This is a genomic window from Streptomyces sp. CB00455, assembly GCF_001905445.1.
Taxonomy (GTDB): domain Bacteria; phylum Actinomycetota; class Actinomycetes; order Streptomycetales; family Streptomycetaceae; genus Streptomyces.
Genome location: NZ_LIVQ01000002.1, coordinates 194,729 through 216,742, shown reverse-complemented (window position 1 = coordinate 216,742; position 22,014 = coordinate 194,729). Strand labels below are relative to the sequence as shown.

Genomic DNA, 22,014 nt, shown 5'->3' with positions numbered 1-22,014 from the left:
GTGCCGGGGAGCAGGACGTCTGTGCGATGCTCGGCGACGTGGAGACCAGATCTGTCAGCCCGGTGTTCGTCGGCCGAGCCGACGAACTGGCCGTACTCACCGACGCGTTGACCCGCGCCGCCGGCGGGGAGCCGCAGGCGATGCTCATCGGGGGAGAGGCAGGGGTCGGCAAGACCCGCCTCACCGAGGAGTTCCTCTGCGAGGCGGCCCGGCGGGGCGCCGTGGTCGCCGTCGGCGGCTGTGTGGAGATCGGGGCGGAGGGCCTTCCCTTCGCCCCGTTCTCGACGGCGCTGCGCTTCCTGCTCCGCCGGCTCCCCGGGGAACTCGCCGCCGCGGCCGCCGGCCAGGAGGACGAACTCGCCCGCATCCTGCCCGAACTGGGCGAGACCCCGCGCGGCCCGCACGACGAGGAGAGCACCGCCCGGCTCTTCGAACTCACCGCCCGGATGCTGGAGCGGCTCGCCGCCGAACACACCGTCGTCCTCGTCCTGGAGGACCTGCACTGGGCGGACACCTCCACCCGGCACCTGCTCTCCTACCTCTTCCGGACCCTGGACAGCGGCCGGCTCGTCATCGTCGCCACCTACCGCGCCGACGACGTCCACCGCCGCCACCCGCTGCGCCCGCTCCTCGCCGAACTGGAGCGGCTGCGCACCGTCCAGCGCATCGAACTGCCCCGCTTCAACCGGGCCGAGGTGCGCCGCCAGCTCGCCGGCATCCTCGCCTCGCAGCCCGCCGAGGACTTCGTGGACTCCGTCTTCGACCGCTCCGACGGCAACGCCTTCTTCGTCGAGGAACTCGTCGCCTCACGGGCCAGCGGCTGCCGCACCGGGCTCACCGAATCCCTGCGCGACCTCCTCCTCGTCCGCGTCGAAGTCCTCCCGGACCAGGCCCAGCGCGTGGTGCGCCTCGTCGCCGAAGGCGGCTCCACCGTCGAGTACCCGCTGCTGCGTGCCGTCGCCGCACTCACCGAGGACGAGCTCATCGAGGCCCTGCGGGCCGCGGTCGGCGCCAACATCCTCCTCGCGACCAGCGACGGCGACGGCTACCGCTTCCGCCACTCGCTGGTCCGCGAGGCCGTGAGCGACGACCTGCTGCCCGGCGAGCGCTCCCGCGTCAACCGCCGCTACGCCGAGGCGCTGGAGTCCGACGGGTCCCTCATCCGCGCCGAGGAACGGGTCATCCGCCTGGCCAGCCACTGGTACCACGCGAACGACCCCGCCCGGGCGCTGCCCGCGGTCCTGGCCGCCTCCGTGGCCGCCCGCCGCCGGCACGCCTACTCCGAGCAACTGCGCCTGCTGGAGAGGGCCATGGACCTGTGGGAAAGTGCTCCCGCGGAGGTCCGTGAGTCACTGCGCCCGGCGGACTACACCGACGTGTACCCGCCCTGCGGCTGCGACCCGGCCACCACCCCGCTCCGGCGGCTCGACCTGCTGGCCGAGGCCACCGTCGCCGCCCGCTACGGCGGGGAGCGCGAACGCGCCCTGAAGATCACCAAGACGGCGCTGCGCCTGCTCCAGGAGGACTCCGACCCGCTGCGGGCCGCGTGGTTCTGGACCGAACGCTCCCGGCTGGTCGCCGGCCTCGGCCGCAGCGACGGCTGGGAGGAGATCGCCAAGGCGCAGGAACTGGTCCGCGGGCAGCCTCCGTCCCACGTCCACGCCGAGGTACTCGTGCGGGCCGCGGGCTGGGGCATGCTCCACGACCCCGGCCCCGGCAACCTCGTCGCCGCCGAACGCGCCGTCGCCTACGCGCGGATGGTCGGCGCCGAGGAGATCGAACTCAACGCCCGGATCACCGTCGGCTGCCTGCTCACCGACTCCGGCGCCGACGAAGCCGGGTTCGCCGAGCTGCGCGCGGTCAAGGACCGTGCCACCGAACTCGGCCTCACCATGCTCGCGGGCCGCGCGCACATCAACCTCACCTCCCAGCTGGAAGCCGTGGGACGGTCCCGGGAAGCGGTCGAACTGGCCGAAGAGGGCCTCGAACTCGTCGGCAGATCGCGCCTTTTGGACACCGAGGCCTGGGTGCGCGGCAACATGGCGGAGAGCCTCTACAACCTCGGCCGCTGGGACGAGGCCGCCCAGGCCGCCCGCCGCACCCTGCTCGTCGGCCAGAGCGCCGCCCCGCGGGGCTCCGCCTCAGCGCGGCTGGCCTACCTCGCCCTGGCCCGCGGCGAGCAGACCGAGGCGGCCCATCAACTCGCCGCCGCACACGCCCACTTCGGCACACACGACACCCAGCCCCAGCACCGGATACCGCTCTACCGCCTCGCCGTCGGGGTCGCCGCGGGCGAGGGCCGCATCGCCGACGTCCGCGCCGAGGTCGGCGCCGCCATCGCCTACGGATTCCCGCTCGGGCAGCACCGCTACGCTTGGCCGCTCCTCCTCGCCGCCGCCACCGCCGAGGCCGACGCCCGGGGCCTGCCCGCCGCCGAAGCGGGCCGGGAGGAAGCCCTGGAGGCGCTGCGCGCCGCCGCCCGTCAGCTCGCCGTTCCGGTGCCCCTCTGGGCGGCCCACGCCGAGTACCTGCGGGCCGAGCTGCTGCGGGCCGAGGCCCGGGACACCGTCGCCGACTGGACCGCCGTGGAAGCGGCCATCGGCCCGCTGGAGCGCCCGTACCTCCTGGCCCGGGCCCGCCACCGGCTCGCCGAGGCGCTGCTGGCCGCCGGCGGCGACCGGGAGCCGGCGACCGCCCTGCTCCGCGACGCCCACGCCACCGCCGACCGGCTCGGCTCGCGCCGGCTTCGGGAGGACCTGGCCCTGCTCGCGCAGCGCGCCCGGATCCCGCTGACCCCCGCCGACACCCACCCGGCCCCGCCCGTACCCCCGGCCGACCCGGTCGAGGCGCTCGGCCTGACCAGCCGCGAACGCGACGTACTGCGCCTGGTGGCGGCCGGCAGCACCAACCGCAAGATCGCCGAGGAACTCTTCATCTCCCCGAAGACGGCGAGTGTGCACGTCTCGAACATCCTGGCCAAGCTGGGTGTCACGGGCCGCGGCGAGGCGGCCGCCCTAGCCCACCGGCTGAGGCTCTTCGCCCCGTCCGGACCGCTCAGCCCTCCGCCGGCGTCCGCTCGTCGAGGCGTATGACCACCCGGCCGGATTCGAGGTCCATCGGCCCCCGCCCCGGGTCGCCGTCATCGACGTCGACCCGGGACAGCTCCAGGCGCTTCCTCTCCTCCTCCGTGTTCCTGCGTCCCGGGACGAACAGTTCCTCGATCTTGTTGGACACCGCGCCCACCACTCCTTGCCGTCCCCCGGGGGGCCGTGCCGGTCACCGCACCGTCAGCGTCAGGATCCTGTCGTCGCCCGCCTGCGGCGACCCGCGCCCGTCCGTCTCGCTCGTGACCAGCAGCAGCCTGTCCCCGCCGAGGGCCACCACCGAGCGCAGCCGGCCGTACTGCCCCTCCAGGAAGGGCTCCGGCGGCGCCACCGGCTCCGCGCCTGCCAGCGGTATCCGCCACAGCCGCTCGCCCTTGAGCCCGGCCATCCACACGGACCCCTGCGCCCAGGCGATCCCGCTGGGCGAGGCTTCGTCGGGTCTCCAGACGGCCACCGGATCGCGCATGCCCGGTCTGCCGGCCTTCCCCTCGGCCTCGGGCCACCCGTAGTTCGCGCCGGGCTCGATCAGATTCAGCTCGTCCCAGGTGTTCTGTCCGAACTCGGCCGCCCACAGCCGCTTGTCCGCATCCCACGCCAGGCCCTGCACATTGCGGTGCCCGTAGGAGTACACGACCGAATCCGGCTCCGGATTGCCGTGCACGGGATCCCCGTCCGGGGTCATCCGCAGGATCTTGCCGCCCAGCGACGCGCGGTCCTGCGCCAGCGCCGTGTCACCGGTCTCACCCGTCCCCGCGTACAGCATCTTGTCCGGGCCGAAGGCGATCCGGCCGCCGTTGTGCACGAGGCCCTTGGGAATGCCCCGGAACACCGTGTCCGGCGCGCCCAGCTGCTGCCCGGCGGGCCGCTGCTCGTCATAGCGCATCCGCGCGATGCGGTTGTCCGACTCCGTGGTGAAGTACGCGTACACCAGCCGGTCCGAGGCGAAGGACGGCGACAGCGCGAGGCCCAGCAGCCCGCCCTCCCCGCCCGGCGACACCCCGGGCACCTCGCCGATCTCCGTCACCGCGCCCGAGCCCGCCGCGACCCTGCTGATCGTCCCCTTGTTCCGGGAGGCGACCAGCAGGTCCCCGCCGGGCAGCGGACCCACGCCCCACGGCGACTCCAGTCCCCTGGCCACCTCGCCGGTCACCGTCACCGCGCCCTTGGCCGGCGGGCCGGCCGCCCGCGGCGAGGCGGACGCGCTCCCCGACGGGCCCGGTGGTACCGAACCGGACACGGCCGCGCCCGGTGGTGATCCCCCCGGCCCGGCGCCCGGAGCGCCCGCCGGTGAGCACGCCGCCGCCAACAGGGCGCCGCACCCGGCCAGCGCGACCGCCGCCAGCACGCCCCGGCGCCGCCCGGCCGGGAATCCGTACCCCGCCTGCCCCGTCTGCTCTGCCCGCTCTGCTCGCCCTGCCCGCAGACGCCCGTCCGGAGAACTCCCGTACCGCATCGCCCTGCTCCCTTCCGCTCCCGCGATCCTGCCCTTCCACCTGTCCCAACAGCCGCGGAGGTGACCGAAGTTCCGCCGGTCGTACACCCGATCGAGTGGGTTTGGCCGGCCCGGCCCGGCCAAACCGTCCCGAGACCGTACGACCGACCGGCCCGGCACCGGCCGGCGTCCCGCACCCGGGCACGGCCGTCGCCACCCGCTCGGCACCACCCGCCGGGCGCCGCCCGCTCGGCACCACCCGCCGGGCGCCGCCCGCTCGGCACCGCCCGCCGGGCGCCACCCGCGCGCCACCGCCCGCTCCGGCCGTGTCAGTCCCAGGCTCCCACCACGCCGGGCAGGCCCGCGATCTCGTCCAGGTCGCCCGCCGTCAGCCGCACCTCCGCGGCCCGCGCGTTCTCCGCCGCCCACAGCGCCCGGTCGGCCCCCGGCACCGGAACCACCTGCGGTCCCTGCGCCAGCACCCACGCCAGCGCCACCTGCGCGACCGTGACCCCGGGCCCGTGCCGCCCGGCGACCCGGCGCAGCCCCGCCACCAGGGTCTGGTTCGAGGCCATCGCGTGCGCCGTGAACCGCGGGTGCCGGGCCCGGACGTCCTGTGACTCGAAACCCTCGCCCGGCGTGAGCGTTCCGGTCAGGAAGCCGCTGCCCAGCGGCATCGCCGCCAGCAGGCCCACCCCGCGCGCCGCGCACCAGGGCAGGAGCTGCCACGCCGCCTCCGGAGACCACACCGACAGCTCCGCCTGCACCGCGCTCACCGGAAAGACCTGCTGCATGCGGTCCAGGTGCCGCAGGGTCGTCCGGTACGCCCGGTCCCCGCGCCGCCCGGCCCCCGGCCCGGCCCCCGCCCCCAGCGCGCAGAAGCCGAGCGAGCGCACCTTGCCCGCGCCCACCAGCTCCGCCATCGCCCCCCACGTCTCCTCCACCGGCACGTCCGGATCCACCCGGTGCAGCTGGTAGAGGTCGATCACATCGGTCCGCAACCGCCGCAGTGACGCGTCGCACGCCCTGCGCAGGTAGCCGGGCCGCCCGTCCGCCACCACGTGCTGGTCGCCCACCCGCAGCCCCACCTTGGCCGAAACGAACGCTTCGGACCGCCGTTCGCGCAGCACCCGCCCCAGCAGCAACTCGTTCGTGTAAGGCCCGTACACGTCGGCGGTGTCCAGCAGGTTCGAACCGAGGTCCAGCGCCGTGTGCACGGAGGCCAGCGACTGCGCTCCGTCCCGCCGCGAGGGCGCGTACGCCCAGGTCATCGGCATGCACCCGAGCCCGATGGCGCCCACCGTCAGCGCTCCCGCCCCGATCGACCTGCGCTCCACCCGTGCGTCCCCCTCCCGTTCCGGCAATCAAACTAACGGCTTGATCCGGATGCCTTGGCATAGCCTCGTGATCATGACTGCACAGACCGGGGACGTCTGGCTCCCCTACCCCGCCGACGAGGTCGAGGGCCTCCCCGACTCCTTCCGGTACCGCCGCTGGGACGGAGAGGAGACCTTCCCGGCCGATCCGGCCGACTGCGTCTTCTACGTCACCCCGTACATGAAGCCCCCGGAGGTCGCCGTGCGCCCGCTGGCGGCCATGCCCGCCCTCCGGGTCGTCCAGACCCTCACCGCGGGCATGGACCACATCCTCGGCGGCGTGGGCGCGCTGCGGCCGGGCGTGCGGCTGTGCAACGCGGCCGGGGTCCACACGGCGAGCACCGCCGAACTCGCCCTCACCCTGACCCTCGCCTCCCTGCGCGGCATCCCCGGCATGGTCCGCGGCCAGGACCGCGAGGAGTGGCGTTTCGGCGTCTACGAGGCGCTGGCCGACAAGTCCGTACTGATCATCGGCTACGGGTCCATCGGCGCGGCCGTCGAGGACCGGCTCGCGCCCTTCGAGTGCGCGCGCGTCACCCGCGTCGCGCGCTCGGCGCGCGCCACCGCACGGGGGCCCGTCCACGCCCTGGCCGATCTGCCCGAACTCCTCCCGCAGGCGGACGTGGTGATCCTCACGACCCCCCTGACCGACGCCACCCGAGGGCTGGCCGGTGCCGGGTTCCTGGCCCGGATGAAGGACGGCGCCCTGCTGGTGAACGTCGCCCGCGGCCCCGTCGTCGACACCGGGTCCCTGCTGGCGGAAGTGGAGTCGGGCCGGCTGCGCGCCGCGCTCGACGTCACCGACCCGGAGCCGCTGCCCGCCGGACACCCGCTCTGGCGCGCCCCCAACGTCCTGATCACCCCTCATGTCGGGGGCAGCAGCACCGCGTTCGAGCCGCGGGCCAAGCGGATGCTGGCCCGCCAGCTCACCCGGTTCGCCGCCGGGGACCCGGTGGAACACACGGTACTGATCACCGGCGCCGAGTGACCCGTAATGTGTACGCTCCGCAGTCGTTCGGATGCGTTCTGTGGGCGCAACTCCCTTGGTGGTAACGGAGCGTAGAGAAAGTATGTCCCTGAGTGACGAAAGTGGTGTATCGTCCGGACCAAGGGGCTGCGCCACGAACGTCTGGCGCGGGGAGTGATCGGACACTTTGGGGGCGACGGGCGATGCACGGCCAATGGACAAAGGATCCGACGCGGCAGAGCCGCCGGAGGCGACGACGATGGGGTGCGCCGGAACCAGCCGACGAGGGGGACCGGTGAGCGCGCCGGGGGCGGCGCTCCTGAACCGCCCGTCCCTCTCGGGCGGCGGCAAGGCCCTGGCCATGCAGGTGCTCCTCGCGGTGGTCAGCGGCGGGTACGCAGTCGGCGCCGCCCTCAACTGGGGGTCCGAGGAAGTAGCCGAGATCATGGGCGACTTCGGACTGAGCGCCGCCGGTTTGCTCGCCGCGGTCTCCTGCTACTCCTACGCCCGCTCGATCGACAGCCGCGAACGCCCGGCCTGGCTCCTGTTCGCGTTCTCCTCCCTCATGGGCGCCTGCGGCAACGCGGTCTGGGGCTGGTACGAGGTGATCCTCGGCGAAGCCGTGCCGAAACCCTCGCTCGCCGACTTCGCCTTCCTCTGCTTCGCCCCGCCCGCCATCGTGGGCCTGCTCGTCCTCGCCAAGCGCCCGGTCACCCGCGCCGGGTGGGTCTGCCTCGGGCTCGACTCCTGGCTCATCGGCGGCTCCCTGCTCACCCTCTCCTGGAGCCTGGCCCTGGCCCACGCCGCACGGACCGCCCAGTCCGGCGCCCCCGGCAGCGTCCCGCGCGCCGCGCTCTCCCTCGCCTACCCCCTGCTCGACATCGCGCTGGTCTCGATGGTCCTGGTCCTGCACTTCCGGCGGTCGGAGACCAACCGCTCCGCCGTCAACACCGCCATCGCCGCGCTCGCCCTGACCGTGCTCAGCGACGCGCTGTTCACCTCGCCGCTGCTGAGCGCGGAGTACCAGTCCGGACAGCTGCTCGACGCCGGCTGGTTCGCGGGCTCCCTGCTCCTCGCCTACGCGCCCTGGGGCGCCGGGCGCCTGCAGCCGCCGGCGCCCGTCGCGCCCCCGCGCGGGGAACGGCCGCACAGCCGTCCCCTGACCGGCTCACTGCCCGCCCTGACCCCGTACCTCGCGGCCGCCGTGTGCACGCTCGGGATCCTCTACAACGTCGTCGACGGCCGGAAGGTCGACCGGATGGTCGTCTTCACCGGCTGCACCGTGGTGCTCGCCCTCGTCATCCGCCAGGGCATCATGCTCCTCGACAACATCGCGCTGACCCAGGAGCTGGCCCAGAAGGAGAACCACTTCCGCTCCCTGGTCCAGGGCTCCAGCGACGTCATCATGATCGCCGCACCCACCGGGACCCTGCACTACGTCAGCCCCGCCGCCGCCGGGGTCTACGGCCGCGAGGCCGAGGAGCTCGTCGGCACCGAGCTCGCCGCCCTCATCCACCCGGACGACCTCGGCCGGGTGGTCCACGAGGTCCGCCGCTTCCTCGCCGCACCCCAGACCGAGGAGCCCACCACCCGCATCGAATGCCGCTTCAGGTCAGGCGGCGGCGAGTGGCTCAACGTGGAGTCCACCGTCAACCGCCACCAGGGCGGCCTCATCCTCAACAGCCGGGACGTCACCGAGCGGGTCCGGCTCCAGGCCCAGCTCCAGCACAGCGCCGAACACGACGCGCTGACCGACCTGCCCAACCGGGCCCTGTTCACCCGCCGCGTCCGCCAGGCCCTGACCGGCCGGCGCGCGGGCGACCACAGCACCGCCGTGCTCTTCATCGACCTCGACGGCTTCAAAGCGGTCAACGACACCATCGGCCACCAGGCGGGCGACGAGCTGCTCGTCGAGGCCGCGCGCCGCCTCCAGGAGTCGGTCCGGGCCGGGGACACCGCGGCCCGCCTCGGCGGCGACGAGTTCGCCGCGCTGATCCTCGGCGACGGCAGCCGCGACCGCGGCGCCCGCGAGTACCAGGTGCACGAGATCGCCGACCGGCTGCGCACCACCCTCTCCCAGCCCTACCGGATCGCCGGCAGCGAGGTCCGGGTCGCCGCCAGCATCGGGGTCGCCTTCGCAGACCCCGGCCTCACCCCTTCGGACCTGATGCGCAACGCGGACCTCGCGATGTACCGGGCCAAGGCGGGGGGCAAGGACCGCGTCGAGATGTACGCCCCCCAGATGCAGGCCGAGGTCGTGCGCAAGGCCGAGCTGGCCGGGCGGCTGCGCACCGCGCTGCACGAGGGGCAGTTCGCCCTCCTCCACCAGCCCGTCGTCTCGCTGGCCACCGGCGAGGTCACGGCCGTGGCGGCGCAGGCCCGCTGGCGTTCGGCCCAGGGGATCCTCTTCACCCCAGCGGAGTTCCTCCGCGTGGCCGAACACAGCGAGGGCGCGGCCGGTCCCGCCGCCCCGGCGGCACCCGACACCCCGCGCACCGCCGAGCTCGGGCGCTGGCTGCTGGAGGAGGCCGTGCAGCAGGCCGCCGACCGGTACCGGGCCGGGCACGACGTGCCCGTCGCCGTCCGGATGACCGCCCAGCGGCTCCTGGACCGCGCCGTCCCCCTGCAGTCCGTCGAGTCGCTGCTGAACCGGCACGGGCTTCCTTCGGGGGCGCTCGTCCTGGAGCTGGCCGTCTCCGATCCCCGGGTGCCCTTCGACGACCTGGAGCGGCGCCTGGCGGCCCTGCACCGCCTCGGGGTGGGAATCGCCCTGGACGGTTTCGGAAGCGGTTACGCGGCCATCAGCGCGCTGCGCCGCCTGCCCGTGGACGTGCTGAAGCTGGACCGCGGCCTGGTCGAAGGCGTCGTCGAGTCCGGCCGCCTCCACAAGATCACCGCCGGTTTGTTGCGCATCGCAAACGACCTCGGCATGGAGTCCGTGGCAGACGGCGTGGACCTCCCCGAACAGGTGACGGCCCTGCGCGCCATGGGGTGCACCCACGGCCAGGGGATGGCCTTCTCCGGCCCGCTCGACGAATACAGGCTGCGCCGCGCGCTCGTGCGCGGTACGTTCCCGGTACCGGGCGGGGCGGTACAACCCGCCCTGGCCGGTGGTTCGCCCGGGGGTTCGATGGTCACCCGCAGAGGCTCACATAATGAGACGCCCGTCCCACCTACTTGACATCACCCTCCCGCCAGAGGGAGGGTCAATGCCATGCGCACCCGAATTCTCGTACTTGGAAAGCGCGTCGGCTGAAGCCGGGACCAGCATGTCCCCGCTCAACGCACCCGACGCGCTCCCCTCGCTTGCCTTCTGGCACGAGGGGTTTTTTGTTGCACTGGCACAGAGTCGAATCCTCGTGAAACCCTCAGCTTCGAGAAGAGAATGCCGATGACCGAGCAGGCCACCGGGGCCCACCATCCGCAGCCGCGGCCCCGTTCCGGCGGACAGCAGTCCGCCGCAGTTGAGCACGTCACGGGCGCGCAGTCCCTCATCCGCTCTCTCGAAGAGGTGGGGTGCGACACCGTCTTCGGCATTCCGGGCGGCGCCATCCTCCCCGCGTACGACCCGATGATGGACTCCAAGAAGGTCCGTCACATCCTGGTCCGCCACGAGCAGGGGGCCGGTCACGCCGCCACCGGCTACGCGCAGGCCACGGGCAAGGTCGGCGTCTGTATGGCGACCTCCGGCCCGGGCGCCACGAACCTGGTCACCCCGATCGCCGACGCGCACATGGACTCCGTCCCGCTCGTCGCGATCACCGGCCAGGTGTCCTCCAAGGCGATCGGCACCGACGCCTTCCAGGAGGCGGACATCGTCGGCATCACGATGCCCATCACCAAGCACAACTTCCTGGTCACCAAGGCCGAGGACATCCCGCGGACCATCGCCGAGGCGTTCCACATCGCCTCCACCGGCCGCCCGGGCCCGGTCCTGGTCGACATCGCCAAGGACGCCCTGCAGGCGCAGACCACCTTCACGTGGCCGCCCGCGCTGGACCTGCCCGGTTACCGGCCGGTCACCAAGCCGCACGCCAAGCAGATCCGCGAAGCCGCCAAGCTCATCTGCCAGGCCAAGCGCCCGGTCCTGTACGTCGGCGGCGGTGTCATGAAGTCCGGCGCGACCGCCGAGCTGAAGGTCCTCGCCGAGCTGACCGGCGTCCCCGTCTGCACCACCCTGATGGCGCTCGGCTCCTTCCCCGACAGCCACCCGCTGCACGTCGGCATGCCCGGCATGCACGGCTCGGTCACCGGCGTCACCGCGCTGCAGAAGTCGGACCTGCTGATCGCGCTCGGCACCCGCTTCGACGACCGCGTCACCGGCAAGCTGGACAGCTTCGCCCCCTTCGCCAAGGTCATCCACGCGGACATCGATCCCGCCGAGATCGGCAAGAACCGCGAGGTCGACGTCCCGATCGTCGGTGACGCCCGCGAGGTCATCGCCGACCTGATCCAGGCCGTCCAGGCCGAGCACACCGAGGGCAACGCCGGCGACTACAGCGCCTGGTGGAAGGACCTCACCCGCTGGCGCGAGACCTACCCGCTGGGCTACGACCTGCCCGAGGACGGCATGCTCTCGCCGCAGCAGGTCATCGAGCGGATCGGCGCGCTCGCCCCCCAGGGCACCGTCTTCGCGGCCGGCGTCGGCCAGCACCAGATGTGGGCCTCGCACTTCGTCGCCTACGAAGAGCCCCGCACCTGGCTGAACTCCGGCGGCGCCGGAACCATGGGCTACGCGGTCCCGGCCGCGATGGGCGCCAAGGTCGGCATGCCCGAGCGCACGGTCTGGGCGATCGACGGCGACGGCTGCTTCCAGATGACCAACCAGGAACTGGCCACCTGCGCGCTGAACAACATCCCGATCAAGGTCGCGATCATCAACAACGGCGCGCTGGGCATGGTCCGCCAGTGGCAGACGCTGTTCTACAACCAGCGCTACTCCAACACCGTCCTGCACGCGGACGAGACCGGTCACGAGACCGTCGGCTCCCAGCTCGGCGAGTCCACCGCCCCCCGCAAGGGCACCCGCGTCCCGGACTTCGTCAAGCTGTCCGAGGCCATGGGCTGTGTCGCCCTGCGCTGCGAGGACCCGGCCGACCTCGACAGGGTCATCGCCGAGGCCAACGCGATCAACGACCGCACGGTGGTCGTCGACTTCATCGTCCACGAGGACGCCATGGTCTGGCCGATGGTCGCCGCCGGCACCTCCAACGACGAGGTCATGGCAGCCCGGGGCGTCCGTCCCGACTTCGGCGACAACGAAGACGACTGAGCCGAGAGAGCCGAGAGAGAGAACGCCTCACATGTCCAAGCACACGCTCTCCGTCCTGGTCGAGAACACGCCCGGCATCCTCGCCCGGATCGCCGCACTGTTCTCCCGCCGCGGGTTCAACATCGACTCCCTCGCGGTCGGCGTCACCGAGCACCCCGACATCTCCCGCATCACCATCGTCGTGAACGTCGAGGACCTCCCGCTGGAGCAGGTGACCAAGCAGCTGAACAAGCTGGTCAACGTGCTCAAGATCGTCGAGCTGGAGTCGCACAACGCCATCGAGCGCGAACTCGTCCTGGTGAAGGTGCGGGCCGACAACGAGACCCGGTCGCAGATCGTCGAGATCGTCCAGCTGTTCCGCGCCAAGACGGTCGACGTCTCACCGGAGGCCGTCACCATCGAGGCCACCGGCGGCGCCGACAAGCTCGGCGCGATGCTCAAGATGCTGGAGCCCTTCGGTATCAAGGAGCTCGTGCAGTCCGGCACGATCGCCATAGGACGTGGCGGACGGTCCATCACGGACCGCAGCCTGCGCGCCCTCGACCGCAGCGCCTGACCTGCCGGATCCAGCTCCGGCTCGCATGGCGAGACCCAGACACTCACATTCCGTTCCCCGCCGTACGGTGGGTGCAACACCAGCGCACCAAGGAGATATCCCAGTGGCCGAGCTGTTCTACGAGAACGACGCCGACCTGTCCATCATCCAGGGCCGCAAGGTCGCGGTCATCGGTTACGGCAGCCAGGGCCACGCCCACGCGCTGTCGCTCCGTGACTCCGGCGTCGACGTCGTCGTCGGCCTGAAGGAGGGCTCGAAGTCCAAGGCCAAGGCCGAGGAGCAGGGCCTGAAGGTCGTTTCCGTGCCGGAGGCCGCCGAGTGGGCCGACGTCATCATGATCCTGACCCCGGACCCGCTGCAGGCCGAGATCTACGAGGAGTCCATCAAGGACCACCTCAAGGACGGCGACGCGCTGTTCTTCGGCCACGGCTTCAACATCCGCTACGGCTTCATCAAGCCCCCGGCCAACGTGGACGTCGCCCTCGTCGCGCCCAAGGGCCCGGGCCACCTGGTCCGCCGCCAGTACGAAGAGGGCCGCGGCGTCCCGTGCATCGCGGCCGTCGAGCAGGACCACTCGGGCAACGCCTTCGCCCTCGCGCTCTCCTACGCGGCCGGCATCGGCGGCACCCGCGCCGGCGTCATCAAGACCACCTTCACCGAGGAGACCGAGACCGACCTGTTCGGTGAGCAGGCCGTCCTCTGCGGTGGCGCCTCCGCCCTGGTCAAGGCCGGTTTCGAGACCCTGACCGAGGCCGGCTACCAGCCGGAGATCGCGTACTTCGAGTGCCTGCACGAGCTGAAGCTCATCGTGGACCTCATGTACGAGGGCGGCCTGGAGAAGATGCGCTGGTCCGTCTCCGAGACCGCCGAATGGGGCGACTACATCACCGGCCCCCGCGTCATCACCGACGCCACCAAGGCCGAGATGAAGAAGGTCCTCGCCGAGATCCAGAGCGGCGAGTTCGCCAACACCTGGATGGCCGAGTACAAGGCCGGCCTGCCGAAGTACAACGAGTACAAGAAGGCCGACGAGGAGCACCTGCTGGAGACCACCGGCAAGAAGCTGCGCAAGCTCATGAGCTGGGTCGACAGCAGCGAGAGCTGATCCGGTGACCGGCGAGGCCGGGGCCCTCGCGCCCCGGCCGCGCCGCGCACCGCCGGACGGCCGCCAGGGCCCGCGACGCGCCGTAGGGCGCGCCCGCTTGTCCAAGGCGGCCAACCACGGAAGGGTGATCCTTCCGTACAGGCGGAAATCCGGCCCGTCAGCGCTTATAGACTGCTCAGCACAACGCGTCAGGCCCACAGTGTCGTGCGTCTTCCACGCGGCTAGCCCCCTCCACCGCCTGCGGCCGTCGGGACGGCCGTCCGCACTGGACTTGTGAGGACCCACGTGAGCTCGAAACCTGTCGTACTCATCGCCGAAGAGCTGTCGCCCGCCACTGTGGAGGCGCTCGGTCCGGACTTCGAGATCCGGCACTGCAACGGCGCGGACCGCGCCGAGCTGCTGCCCGCGATCGTCGACGCCGACGCGATCCTCGTCCGCTCCGCCACCAAGGTCGACGCCGAGGCCATCGCCGCCGCCCGGAAGCTGCGGGTCGTCGCCCGCGCGGGCGTCGGCCTGGACAACGTCGACGTCTCCGCCGCCACCAAGGCCGGCGTGATGGTCGTCAACGCGCCGACCTCGAACATCGTGACCGCCGCCGAGCTCGCCTGCGGCCTGCTCGTCGCCACCGCCCGTCACATCCCGCAGGCCAACACCGCCCTGAAGAACGGTGAGTGGAAGCGGAACAAGTACACGGGTGTCGAGCTCAGCGAGAAGACCCTCGGCGTCGTCGGCCTCGGCCGCATCGGCGTCCTGGTCGCACAGCGCATGTCCGCCTTCGGCATGAAGATCGTCGCCTACGACCCCTACGTGCAGCCCGCACGCGCCGCCCAGATGGGCGTCAAGATGCTGACGCTGGACGAGCTCCTCGAAGTCGCCGACTTCATCACCGTGCACCTGCCCAAGACCCCCGAGACCCTCGGTCTCATCGGGGACGAGGCCCTGCACAAGGTGAAGCCGTCCGTCCGCATCGTCAACGCCGCCCGCGGCGGGATCGTGGACGAGGCCGCGCTGTACTCGGCCATCAAGGAGGGCCGCGTCGCCGGCGCCGGTCTCGACGTGTACGCGAAGGAGCCCTGCACGGACTCCCCGCTCTTCGAGCTCGACCAGGTCGTCTGCACCCCGCACCTCGGCGCCTCCACGGACGAGGCCCAGGAGAAGGCCGGTGTCTCGGTCGCCAAGTCGGTGCGTCTGGCGCTCGCCGGGGAGCTCGTGCCCGATGCGGTCAACGTCCAGGGCGGCGTCATCGCCGAGGACGTCCGTCCCGGCCTGCCGCTCGCGGAGAAGCTCGGCCGCATCTTCACCGCGCTCGCGGGCGAGGTCGCGGTCCGCCTCGATGTCGAGGTCTGCGGCGAGATCACCCAGCACGACGTCAAGGTGCTCGAACTGTCCGCGCTCAAGGGGGTCTTCGAGGACGTCGTCGACGAGACGGTCTCCTACGTCAACGCCCCGCTGTTCGCGCAGGAGCGCGGCGTCGAGGTGCGCCTGACGACCAGTTCGGAGTCCCCGGACCACCGCAACGTGGTGACCGTCCGCGGCACCCTGTCGGACGGTCAGGAGGTGTCGGTCTCCGGCACGCTCGCGGGCCCGAAGCACCTTCAGAAGATCGTCGGCATCGGCGAGTACGACGTGGACCTGGCGCTGGCCGACCAGATGGTCGTGCTGCGCTACGCCGACCGCCCCGGTGTGGTCGGTACCGTCGGCCGCATCCTCGGCGAGGCCGGCCTGAACATCGCGGGCATGCAGGTCGCCCGCGCCGAGGAGGGCGGCGAGGCGCTCGGCGTGCTCACCGTCGACGCCGAAGTCCCGGGCGGTGTCCTCGCGGACATCTCGGCCGAGATCGGCGCCGTCTCGGCGCGCACGGTCAGCCTGACCTGATCCGTCCGGCGCGGCGAAGGGCCCGGGGGCAGATCCCCGGGCCCTTCCGCGTTCCGCCGGACGTCCGCACGGGCGGGGGTCAGTTGTACACCGGCTCCTGCGCGCCCGCGCCGGGGAGCGGGGTCGGCCCTGCCGCGGGCGGGGCAGGGGCTTCGATCCCCCGCATGGTGGCCGCGGCGAGCACGGCCGCCGCGAGCAGCAGCGCCGTACCGCCCCAGGCCGCGTACTGCATTCCGTGGACGAAGGCTCCGCGGGCCAGGACCAGCACCGGCTCCCCGGCGGCTGTGCCGAGCTGCCGGGCCGTGGCCACCGCGCCGCCCAGGGTCTCCCGTACGACGGGCTCGGAGCCGGCCAGATCGGCGCGGTAGACGGCGGTACCCAGGCTGCCGAGCACGGCCATGCCGAGCGCGCCGCCGAACTCCTGGCCCGTCTCCAGGAGGGAGGCGGCCGAACCGGCCTTCTCGGCGGGGGCGCAGGCCAGGGCCAGGTCGGAGACCAGCGACATCACGGTGACGATGCCCGAGGCCAGCACCCCGGCGCCGGTCAGCAGCAGCCACAGGGAGTCGGTGTCCACCAGGCCGAGCAGGGCGAAGCCGGCGGCCGCGAGGACGAACCCGCCGGCGATGACGTAGGCCCGCTCCACCTTCTGGGCCAGGGCGGCGGAGACCGGGGCCGCCGCGCCGATGACGACCGAGGGGGCGAGGCTCCACAGGGCCGCTTCCAGGGTGCCCATGCCGAGGACGGACTGCAGGTACTGGGTGGTGAAGTAGGCCGATCCCAGCATGGCGAAGGCGGCGATGGTGTTCAGGCCGATGCCGGCCGCGAAGCCGCGCCCCCGGAACAGCGCCCGGCTCACCATGGCGTCCTCCCTGGTGCGCTGGCGGCGGACGAAGACGTACCCGAAGGCCAGACCGGCGAGGACGCAGCCCAGGTACAGGGGCGTGAAGCCTTCTGCGGCGATCTCCTTCAGCCCGTAGACGACGGGGAGCACGGCGGCCGTGGACAGCGGCACGCTCAGCAGGTCGAAGCGGCCGGGGGCGGGGTCCTTGAACTCCGGCACCAGCACCGGGACCAGGACCAGCAGGAGCACCATGGCGGGCACGTTGATCAGGAAGACGGAGCCCCAGTAGAAGTGGTTCAGCATCAGCCCGCTGAGCACCGAGCCGAGGGCGATGCCACCGGTCATGGCCCCGGACCAGATGGCGATGGCCTTGCCGCGCTGCCTGGCGTCCTGGAAGAGGTTGCGCACCAGGGCCAGCGTGGAGGGCATCAGGGTCGCCCCGCCGATGCCGAGCAGGACGCGGGCCGCGATGAGCATCCCGGCGCTGGGCGCGTAGGCGGCGCCCACCGAGGCCAGACCGAAGGCGCCCGCACCGATCAGCAGCAGCCTGCGGCGGCCGATCCGGTCGCCGAGCGAACCCATCGTGATCAGCAGGCCGGAGAGGGCGAAGGCATAGCTGTCGAAGATCCAGAGCTGCTGGGTGGAACTGGGTTCGAGCTGCTCGGTGATGGCGGGGATCGCGAAGTAGAGGACGGAGACGTCCATCGAGACCAGGAGCAGGGGCAGTACGAGGACGGCGAAAGCGGTCCATTCGCGGCGGCCGGCGAGGCGCGCCGTGGCGGCGGGGTTCGTCATGCCGAGGAATATACATACGTATAAAACAGTTGTCTATGACGTTTGTATGGAACGGCTGTCTTGCTACGGTGGAGCCATGGGACATCGCGAAGATCTGCTCGAAGGCGCCAAGAAGTGCCTGGTCGAGAAGGGGTTCGTGCGCACCACCGCGCGCGACGTCGTCAGCGCCTCGGGAACGAACCTGGCGTCCATCGGCTACCACTACGGCTCGAAGGACGCCCTGCTGACGCAGGCCTTCATCGCGCTGATGGAGGAGTGGGGGCAGGTCTTCCAGGACGGCCTGGCGGGGGAGGGCGGTTCGCTGGAGCGCTTCCGCGCGCTGTGGGAGGGCGTCCTGGCGCAGCACGAGAAGTCGGGTCCCGTCTGGGCGGCGAGCCTGGAGGTGGCGCTGGGCCGGGAGCAGCGGCCGGAGCTGCGGGCGATGCTCGCGGGCTCGCAGGCGGAGGGGCGCCGCGGACTGATCTCGATGCTGACCGACGTCCCGGAGGACCAGCTCGACGACCGCGACGTGCGCACCCTCGGTGCCTTCTACCAGGCGCTGCTGAACGGGCTGATGATCCAGTGGCTGTTCGACCCGGCCACGGCGGCCACGGCCGAGGAGTTCACCGAGGGCATGCGGCGGGCGGCGCAGGCGCTGACGGGCCCCCGGCAGGACGCGCAGCCCGGCCGGGAGGCGGATCCGGACGGGGGCGCAGATCAGGATCAGGACCGGGACCCGGACGCGGTCAGCTGAGGCGGGCGGCCTTCAGGGCCATGTGGAGCAGCAGGCGGTCCTCGCCCGCGTCCAGGTCGAGGCCGGTCAGCTGCTCCACCCGGCCGAGGCGGTAATACAGCGTCTGGCGGTGGATGCCCAGGGCGGCCGCCGCGCGGCCCGCCTGGCCCGCACAGTCGAGGAACACCTCGGCGGTACGGGCGAGTTCGCGGTGGGCCGGGCCCAGCAGGGCGCGCGCCGCCGGATCGTCGACGGGGTCGGCCGCGAGGGTGGCCAGCAGCCGGTAGGGGCCGATCTGCGACCACCGGGCGACCGGGCCCAGCCCGGGCTGCGCGTGCGCCGCGCGGGCGGCGGCCACGGCCTGCTCCCAGGCGGCGGGAAGCTCCACAAGGGCCCGGACCGGGTCCGCGACCCCGGCCGTCGCGGACCGGCCGGCGGATCCCGGCTCGCTCGTGCGCGGCAGCAGCCGGGCCACTGCCGCGAGGGCCGGAGCCAGCGCGTCCGTCGAGCGCAGCCGCAGCAGGACCGCCAGTGCGCGGGCGCCTGCGCCGCCCGCGCCGACGCCGCCCGCGCCGTCCGCTGCGCCGCCCCCGCGCCGCGGTACCACGCACACCGCCGCCGCACCCGGCACCGACGCCGGAGCCTCCCCGGCCCACGGCGTCACGCACACCACCGCGTGCAGCCCGTCCCCGTCCGGGCCCAGGGCGGCCCGCAGCGCGGCCACCGCCATGTCCTGCTGCCACCCCCGGCCCGACGTGAGCACCGCCAGGAACTCCCGCGAGAGGTCCGCCCCCGCCCGGGCCTCCTCCGCCAGCAGGACACCGATCCGCTCGGCCACCTCCATGGCCGCGGCCAGCTCCGCGGGCCCCGGGCCGGGCTCCCGGTCCAGGAGCCACACGTAGCCATGCACGATGCCCCGGTTGCGCACCGGCAGGCAGATCCGCCCCCGGAAGACGCCCGCCTCGGGCGCGGCCGGGATGTGCACCGGCCCGTCGGCGCGCGCGATGCCGAAGCCCTCGAACCAGGAGCGCACCGCCGCCGTCGACTGCCGCGTCAGGATCGAGCGGGTCCGTACCGGGTCCATCGCCTGGTCGTCGTCGCTGTCGTGCGCGCCGAAGGCGATCAGGCGGAAATCCCGGTTCTCGAGCGTCGCCGGGGCGCCGAGCAGCGCGGAAATCTCGTCGACCAGGTCCTGGTAATCGCCCTTCACCCGGCCATTCTCCCACCGCCGGGCCCGCCCTTCAGACAGATGTATGAGATCGGGGACACGGATGCGTGACAGCTGTCGATGGCCGAGGATCACAGCGATCCTTAGGTTTCACGGTGGTTTCACTTGCGCTTTTCTTCTGCCACCCGCTGGAGGTGCCCCGTGCTGGGTCCCGTGATCCTCGCCGCTTCGCGCAGCGACAAGATGCGCCGAATCGTCTCCGCCGCCCCGGTGACCAAGCCCGTGGTGAACCGGTTCATCCCCGGTGAGACGGTCGACCAGGTCATCCCGATCGTGGAGGACCTCACGCGCGACGGCCTGGAGGTCACCCTCGACGTCGTCGGCGAGGACATCACCACGGTGGAGCAGTCGCACGCCGCCCGCGACGCCTACCTCCGGCTCATCGAGCGCCTCGCGGAGCTCGGCCTCGGCGAGAGCGCCGAGATGTCGGTCAAGCTGTCGATGTTCGGCCAGTCCCTGGAGGGCGGCCACGAGCTGGCGCTCGCCAACGTCCGCCCGGTCGTCGAGGCCGCCGCGGCCATCGGCACCACCGTGACGCTCGACGCCGAGGACCACACCACCCTCGACTCGATGTTCGCCATCCACGAGGAGCTGCGCCGGGAACACCCGCAGACCGGCTGCGTGATCCAGGCCTACCTCTTCCGCACGGAGGCCGACGCGCGCCGCCTGGCCGCCGCCGGCAGCCGCGTACGGATCGTCAAGGGCGCCTACAAGGAGCCCGCCGAGGTCGCCTACCAGGACAAGGGCGAGATCGACCGGGCCTACGTCCGCATCATGAAGATCCTGATGGAGGGCGAGGGCTACCCGATGATCGGGTCCCACGACCCGCGCCTGATCGCCATCGGCCAGGAGCTCGCCCGCCAGGCGGGGCGCAAACTGGACGAGTACGAGTTCCAGATGCTGTACGGCATCCGCAGCGAGGAGCACCTGCGGCTCGCCGCCGAGGGTCACCGGATGCGCGTCTACACCGCGTACGGGACCGACTGGTACGGCTACTTCATGCGCCGCCTCGCGGAGAAGCCGGCGAACCTGCTGTTCTTCCTCCGCTCGATGATCACCAAGAACTAGCCAAGAACTAGGTCAAGGAGTTACCAGCCCCATGGATGCTGTGACCCAGGTCCCCGCGCCGGTCAACGAGCCGGTCCACTCGTACGCCCCCGGTACCCCGGAGCGCGCGCGGCTCGAAACGCAGCTGAAGCTGCTGTCCGAGAACCCGATCGACCTCCCGATGACGATCAACGGCGTCAAGCGGATGGGCGGCGGCGAGCGCTTCGACGTGGTCCAGCCGCACGACCACAAGTCGGTGCTCGGCACCTACGCCAACGCCACCCGGGCCGACGCCCAGGAGGCCGTCGACGCCGCCCTCGCCGCCGCCCCGGCCTGGCGTTCGATGTCCTTCGACGACCGCGCCGCGATCATCCTGCGCGCCGCCGAGCTGCTGTCCGGCCCGTGGCGCGAGAAGCTCGCCGCCTCCACCATGCTGGGCCAGTCCAAGACCGCCCAGCAGGCCGAGATCGACACCCCGTGCGAGCTCGTCGACTTCTGGCGCTTCAACGTCCACTTCGCCCGTCAGATCCTGGCCGAGCAGCCGGTGGCGAACTCCGCCGGCGTGTGGAACCGCAGCGACCACCGCCCCCTCGAAGGGTTCGTCTACGCGATCACGCCGTTCAACTTCACGGCCATCGCCGGCAACCTGCCGACCGCCCCCGCCCTGATGGGCAACGTGGTCCTGTGGAAGCCGTCCCCGACGCAGACCCACTCCGCGGTCCTGCTGATGGAGCTCCTGGAAGAGGCCGGCCTGCCCAAGGGCGTCATCAACCTGGTGACGGGCGACGGCATCGAGGTGTCGGAGGTGGCCCTGACCCACCCCGATCTGGCCGGCATCCACTTCACCGGCTCGACCAAGACCTTCCAGTACCTGTGGAAGACGGTCGGCAACAACATCGAGAAGTACAAGTCCTACCCCCGCCTGGTCGGCGAGACCGGCGGCAAGGACTTCGTCGTCGCGCACCCCTCCGCGGACCGCGCCATCCTCAAGACCGCGCTGACCCGCGGCTCCTTCGAGTTCCAGGGCCAGAAGTGCTCGGCGTCCTCGCGCGCCTACATCCCGGCCTCCCTCTGGAACGACGGCTTCAAGGAAGCCTTCGCGGCCGAGGTCGACGGCATCGCCATGGGCGACGTGCGCGACCTGACCAACTTCATCGGCGCCGTCATCGACGAGCGTTCCTTCGCGAAGAACAAGGCCGCGATCGACCGCGCGAAGGCCGACCCGACCTGCGAGATCGTCGCGGGCGGCACCTACGACGACTCGGAGGGCTACTTCGTCCGCCCGACCGTCATCGCGTGCACCGACCCGTCGAACGAGGTCTTCACGACCGAGTACTTCGGCCCGATCCTGGCCGTGCACGTCTACGAGGACGAGTCCGCCGAGGGCTTCGACGCGATGCTGGCGCAGATGGAGTCCGTCTCGGCCTACGCGCTGACCGGCTCGATCATCGCCGCGGACCGCTACGCGGCGGCGCACGCGATGGACAAGCTCCGCTTCGCGGCGGGCAACTTCTACATCAACGACAAGTCCACCGGCGCCGTCGTCGGCCAGCAGCCCTTCGGCGGCGGCCGCGCCTCGGGCACGAACGACAAGGCGGGCGCCGCGACCAACCTGCAGCGCTGGACCTCGACCCGCTCCATCAAGGAGACCCTGGTCCCGCCGACCGAGTACGGCTACCCGCACATGGGCTGACCGCCCCCCGG

The 22,014-nt window shown here is 72.2% G+C and carries 15 protein-coding genes; 10 read left to right on the top strand and 5 right to left on the bottom strand.

The window, feature by feature from the left end; translation table 11 throughout:
- Window positions 1–26: 26 nt before the first annotated feature.
- Window positions 27–3,092, top strand: a complete 3,066-nt coding sequence (locus tag AMK16_RS08420; protein WP_073911199.1) for a helix-turn-helix transcriptional regulator — start codon at window positions 27–29, stop codon at window positions 3,090–3,092.
- Here the strand turns inward: AMK16_RS08420 and AMK16_RS08415 are convergent.
- From AMK16_RS08415 to AMK16_RS08405, 3 genes are all read right to left on the bottom strand, one after another.
- Entirely contained in the window at window positions 3,055–3,234 is a 180-nt protein-coding gene (locus AMK16_RS08415; protein ID WP_073913421.1) for a DUF6191 domain-containing protein, read from the bottom strand. The two genes, AMK16_RS08420 and AMK16_RS08415, sit on opposite strands and share 38 nt — an antisense overlap.
- A 42-nt stretch (window positions 3,235–3,276) precedes the next feature.
- The gene (locus AMK16_RS08410; protein ID WP_079191409.1) at window positions 3,277–4,557 is read right to left on the bottom strand and encodes a PQQ-dependent sugar dehydrogenase; all 1,281 of its coding nucleotides are present in this window, start codon (window positions 4,555–4,557) and stop codon (window positions 3,277–3,279) included.
- 308 nt (window positions 4,558–4,865) lie between these two features.
- A complete protein-coding gene (locus AMK16_RS08405) occupies window positions 4,866–5,873 on the bottom strand; it encodes an aldo/keto reductase (protein ID WP_073911195.1) in 1,008 nt (335 codons plus the stop codon).
- A 73-nt stretch (window positions 5,874–5,946) separates the two neighbouring features.
- Between AMK16_RS08405 and AMK16_RS08400 the strand changes: the two genes are divergently transcribed.
- The 6 genes from AMK16_RS08400 to serA all read left to right on the top strand — a co-directional run bounded on the left by AMK16_RS08400 (window position 5,947) and on the right by serA (window position 15,687).
- Window positions 5,947–6,900 (top strand): 2-hydroxyacid dehydrogenase, encoded by a 954-nt coding sequence (locus tag AMK16_RS08400; RefSeq protein ID WP_073913417.1) that lies wholly within the window; start codon window positions 5,947–5,949, stop codon window positions 6,898–6,900.
- A gap of 274 nt (window positions 6,901–7,174) precedes the next feature.
- Window positions 7,175–10,060, top strand: coding sequence for a putative bifunctional diguanylate cyclase/phosphodiesterase (locus AMK16_RS08395; protein ID WP_073911192.1), 2,886 nt, complete (start codon window positions 7,175–7,177; stop codon window positions 10,058–10,060).
- Between the two features lie 204 nt (window positions 10,061–10,264).
- The gene (locus AMK16_RS08390; protein ID WP_073911191.1) at window positions 10,265–12,151 is read left to right on the top strand and encodes an acetolactate synthase large subunit; all 1,887 of its coding nucleotides are present in this window, start codon (window positions 10,265–10,267) and stop codon (window positions 12,149–12,151) included.
- Window positions 12,152–12,182: 31 nt separating this feature from the next.
- Window positions 12,183–12,707 (top strand): acetolactate synthase small subunit, encoded by a 525-nt coding sequence (ilvN, locus tag AMK16_RS08385; protein ID WP_031150278.1) that lies wholly within the window; start codon window positions 12,183–12,185, stop codon window positions 12,705–12,707.
- Between the two features lie 103 nt (window positions 12,708–12,810).
- Entirely contained in the window at window positions 12,811–13,812 is a 1,002-nt protein-coding gene (gene ilvC / locus AMK16_RS08380) for a ketol-acid reductoisomerase (protein ID WP_073911189.1), read from the top strand.
- 285 nt (window positions 13,813–14,097) lie between these two features.
- Window positions 14,098–15,687, top strand: a complete 1,590-nt coding sequence (gene serA, locus AMK16_RS08375) for a phosphoglycerate dehydrogenase (RefSeq protein WP_073911187.1) — start codon at window positions 14,098–14,100, stop codon at window positions 15,685–15,687.
- 79 nt (window positions 15,688–15,766) lie between these two features.
- Here the strand turns inward: serA and AMK16_RS08370 are convergent, their stop codons facing one another.
- Window positions 15,767–17,323, bottom strand: a complete 1,557-nt coding sequence (locus tag AMK16_RS08370; RefSeq protein WP_073911185.1) for an MFS transporter — start codon at window positions 17,321–17,323, stop codon at window positions 15,767–15,769.
- Between the two features lie 76 nt (window positions 17,324–17,399).
- Between AMK16_RS08370 and AMK16_RS08365 the strand changes: the two genes are divergently transcribed.
- Window positions 17,400–18,056: a TetR/AcrR family transcriptional regulator gene (locus tag AMK16_RS08365; protein ID WP_073911183.1), complete on the top strand. Its 657-nt coding sequence runs from the start codon at window positions 17,400–17,402 to the stop codon at window positions 18,054–18,056.
- Here the strand turns inward: AMK16_RS08365 and AMK16_RS08360 are convergent.
- On the bottom strand, window positions 18,049–19,245 hold the full coding sequence (locus AMK16_RS08360) for a PucR family transcriptional regulator (RefSeq protein WP_073911181.1): 1,197 nt from the start codon (window positions 19,243–19,245) through the stop codon (window positions 18,049–18,051). The two genes, AMK16_RS08365 and AMK16_RS08360, sit on opposite strands and share 8 nt — an antisense overlap.
- A gap of 159 nt (window positions 19,246–19,404) precedes the next feature.
- Between AMK16_RS08360 and AMK16_RS08355 the strand changes: the two genes are divergently transcribed.
- Window positions 19,405–20,331 (top strand): proline dehydrogenase family protein, encoded by a 927-nt coding sequence (locus tag AMK16_RS08355; RefSeq protein ID WP_073911178.1) that lies wholly within the window; start codon window positions 19,405–19,407, stop codon window positions 20,329–20,331.
- Between the two features lie 31 nt (window positions 20,332–20,362).
- A complete protein-coding gene (gene pruA / locus AMK16_RS08350) occupies window positions 20,363–22,003 on the top strand; it encodes an L-glutamate gamma-semialdehyde dehydrogenase (RefSeq protein WP_073911177.1) in 1,641 nt (546 codons plus the stop codon).
- Window positions 22,004–22,014: the final 11 nt, after the last annotated feature.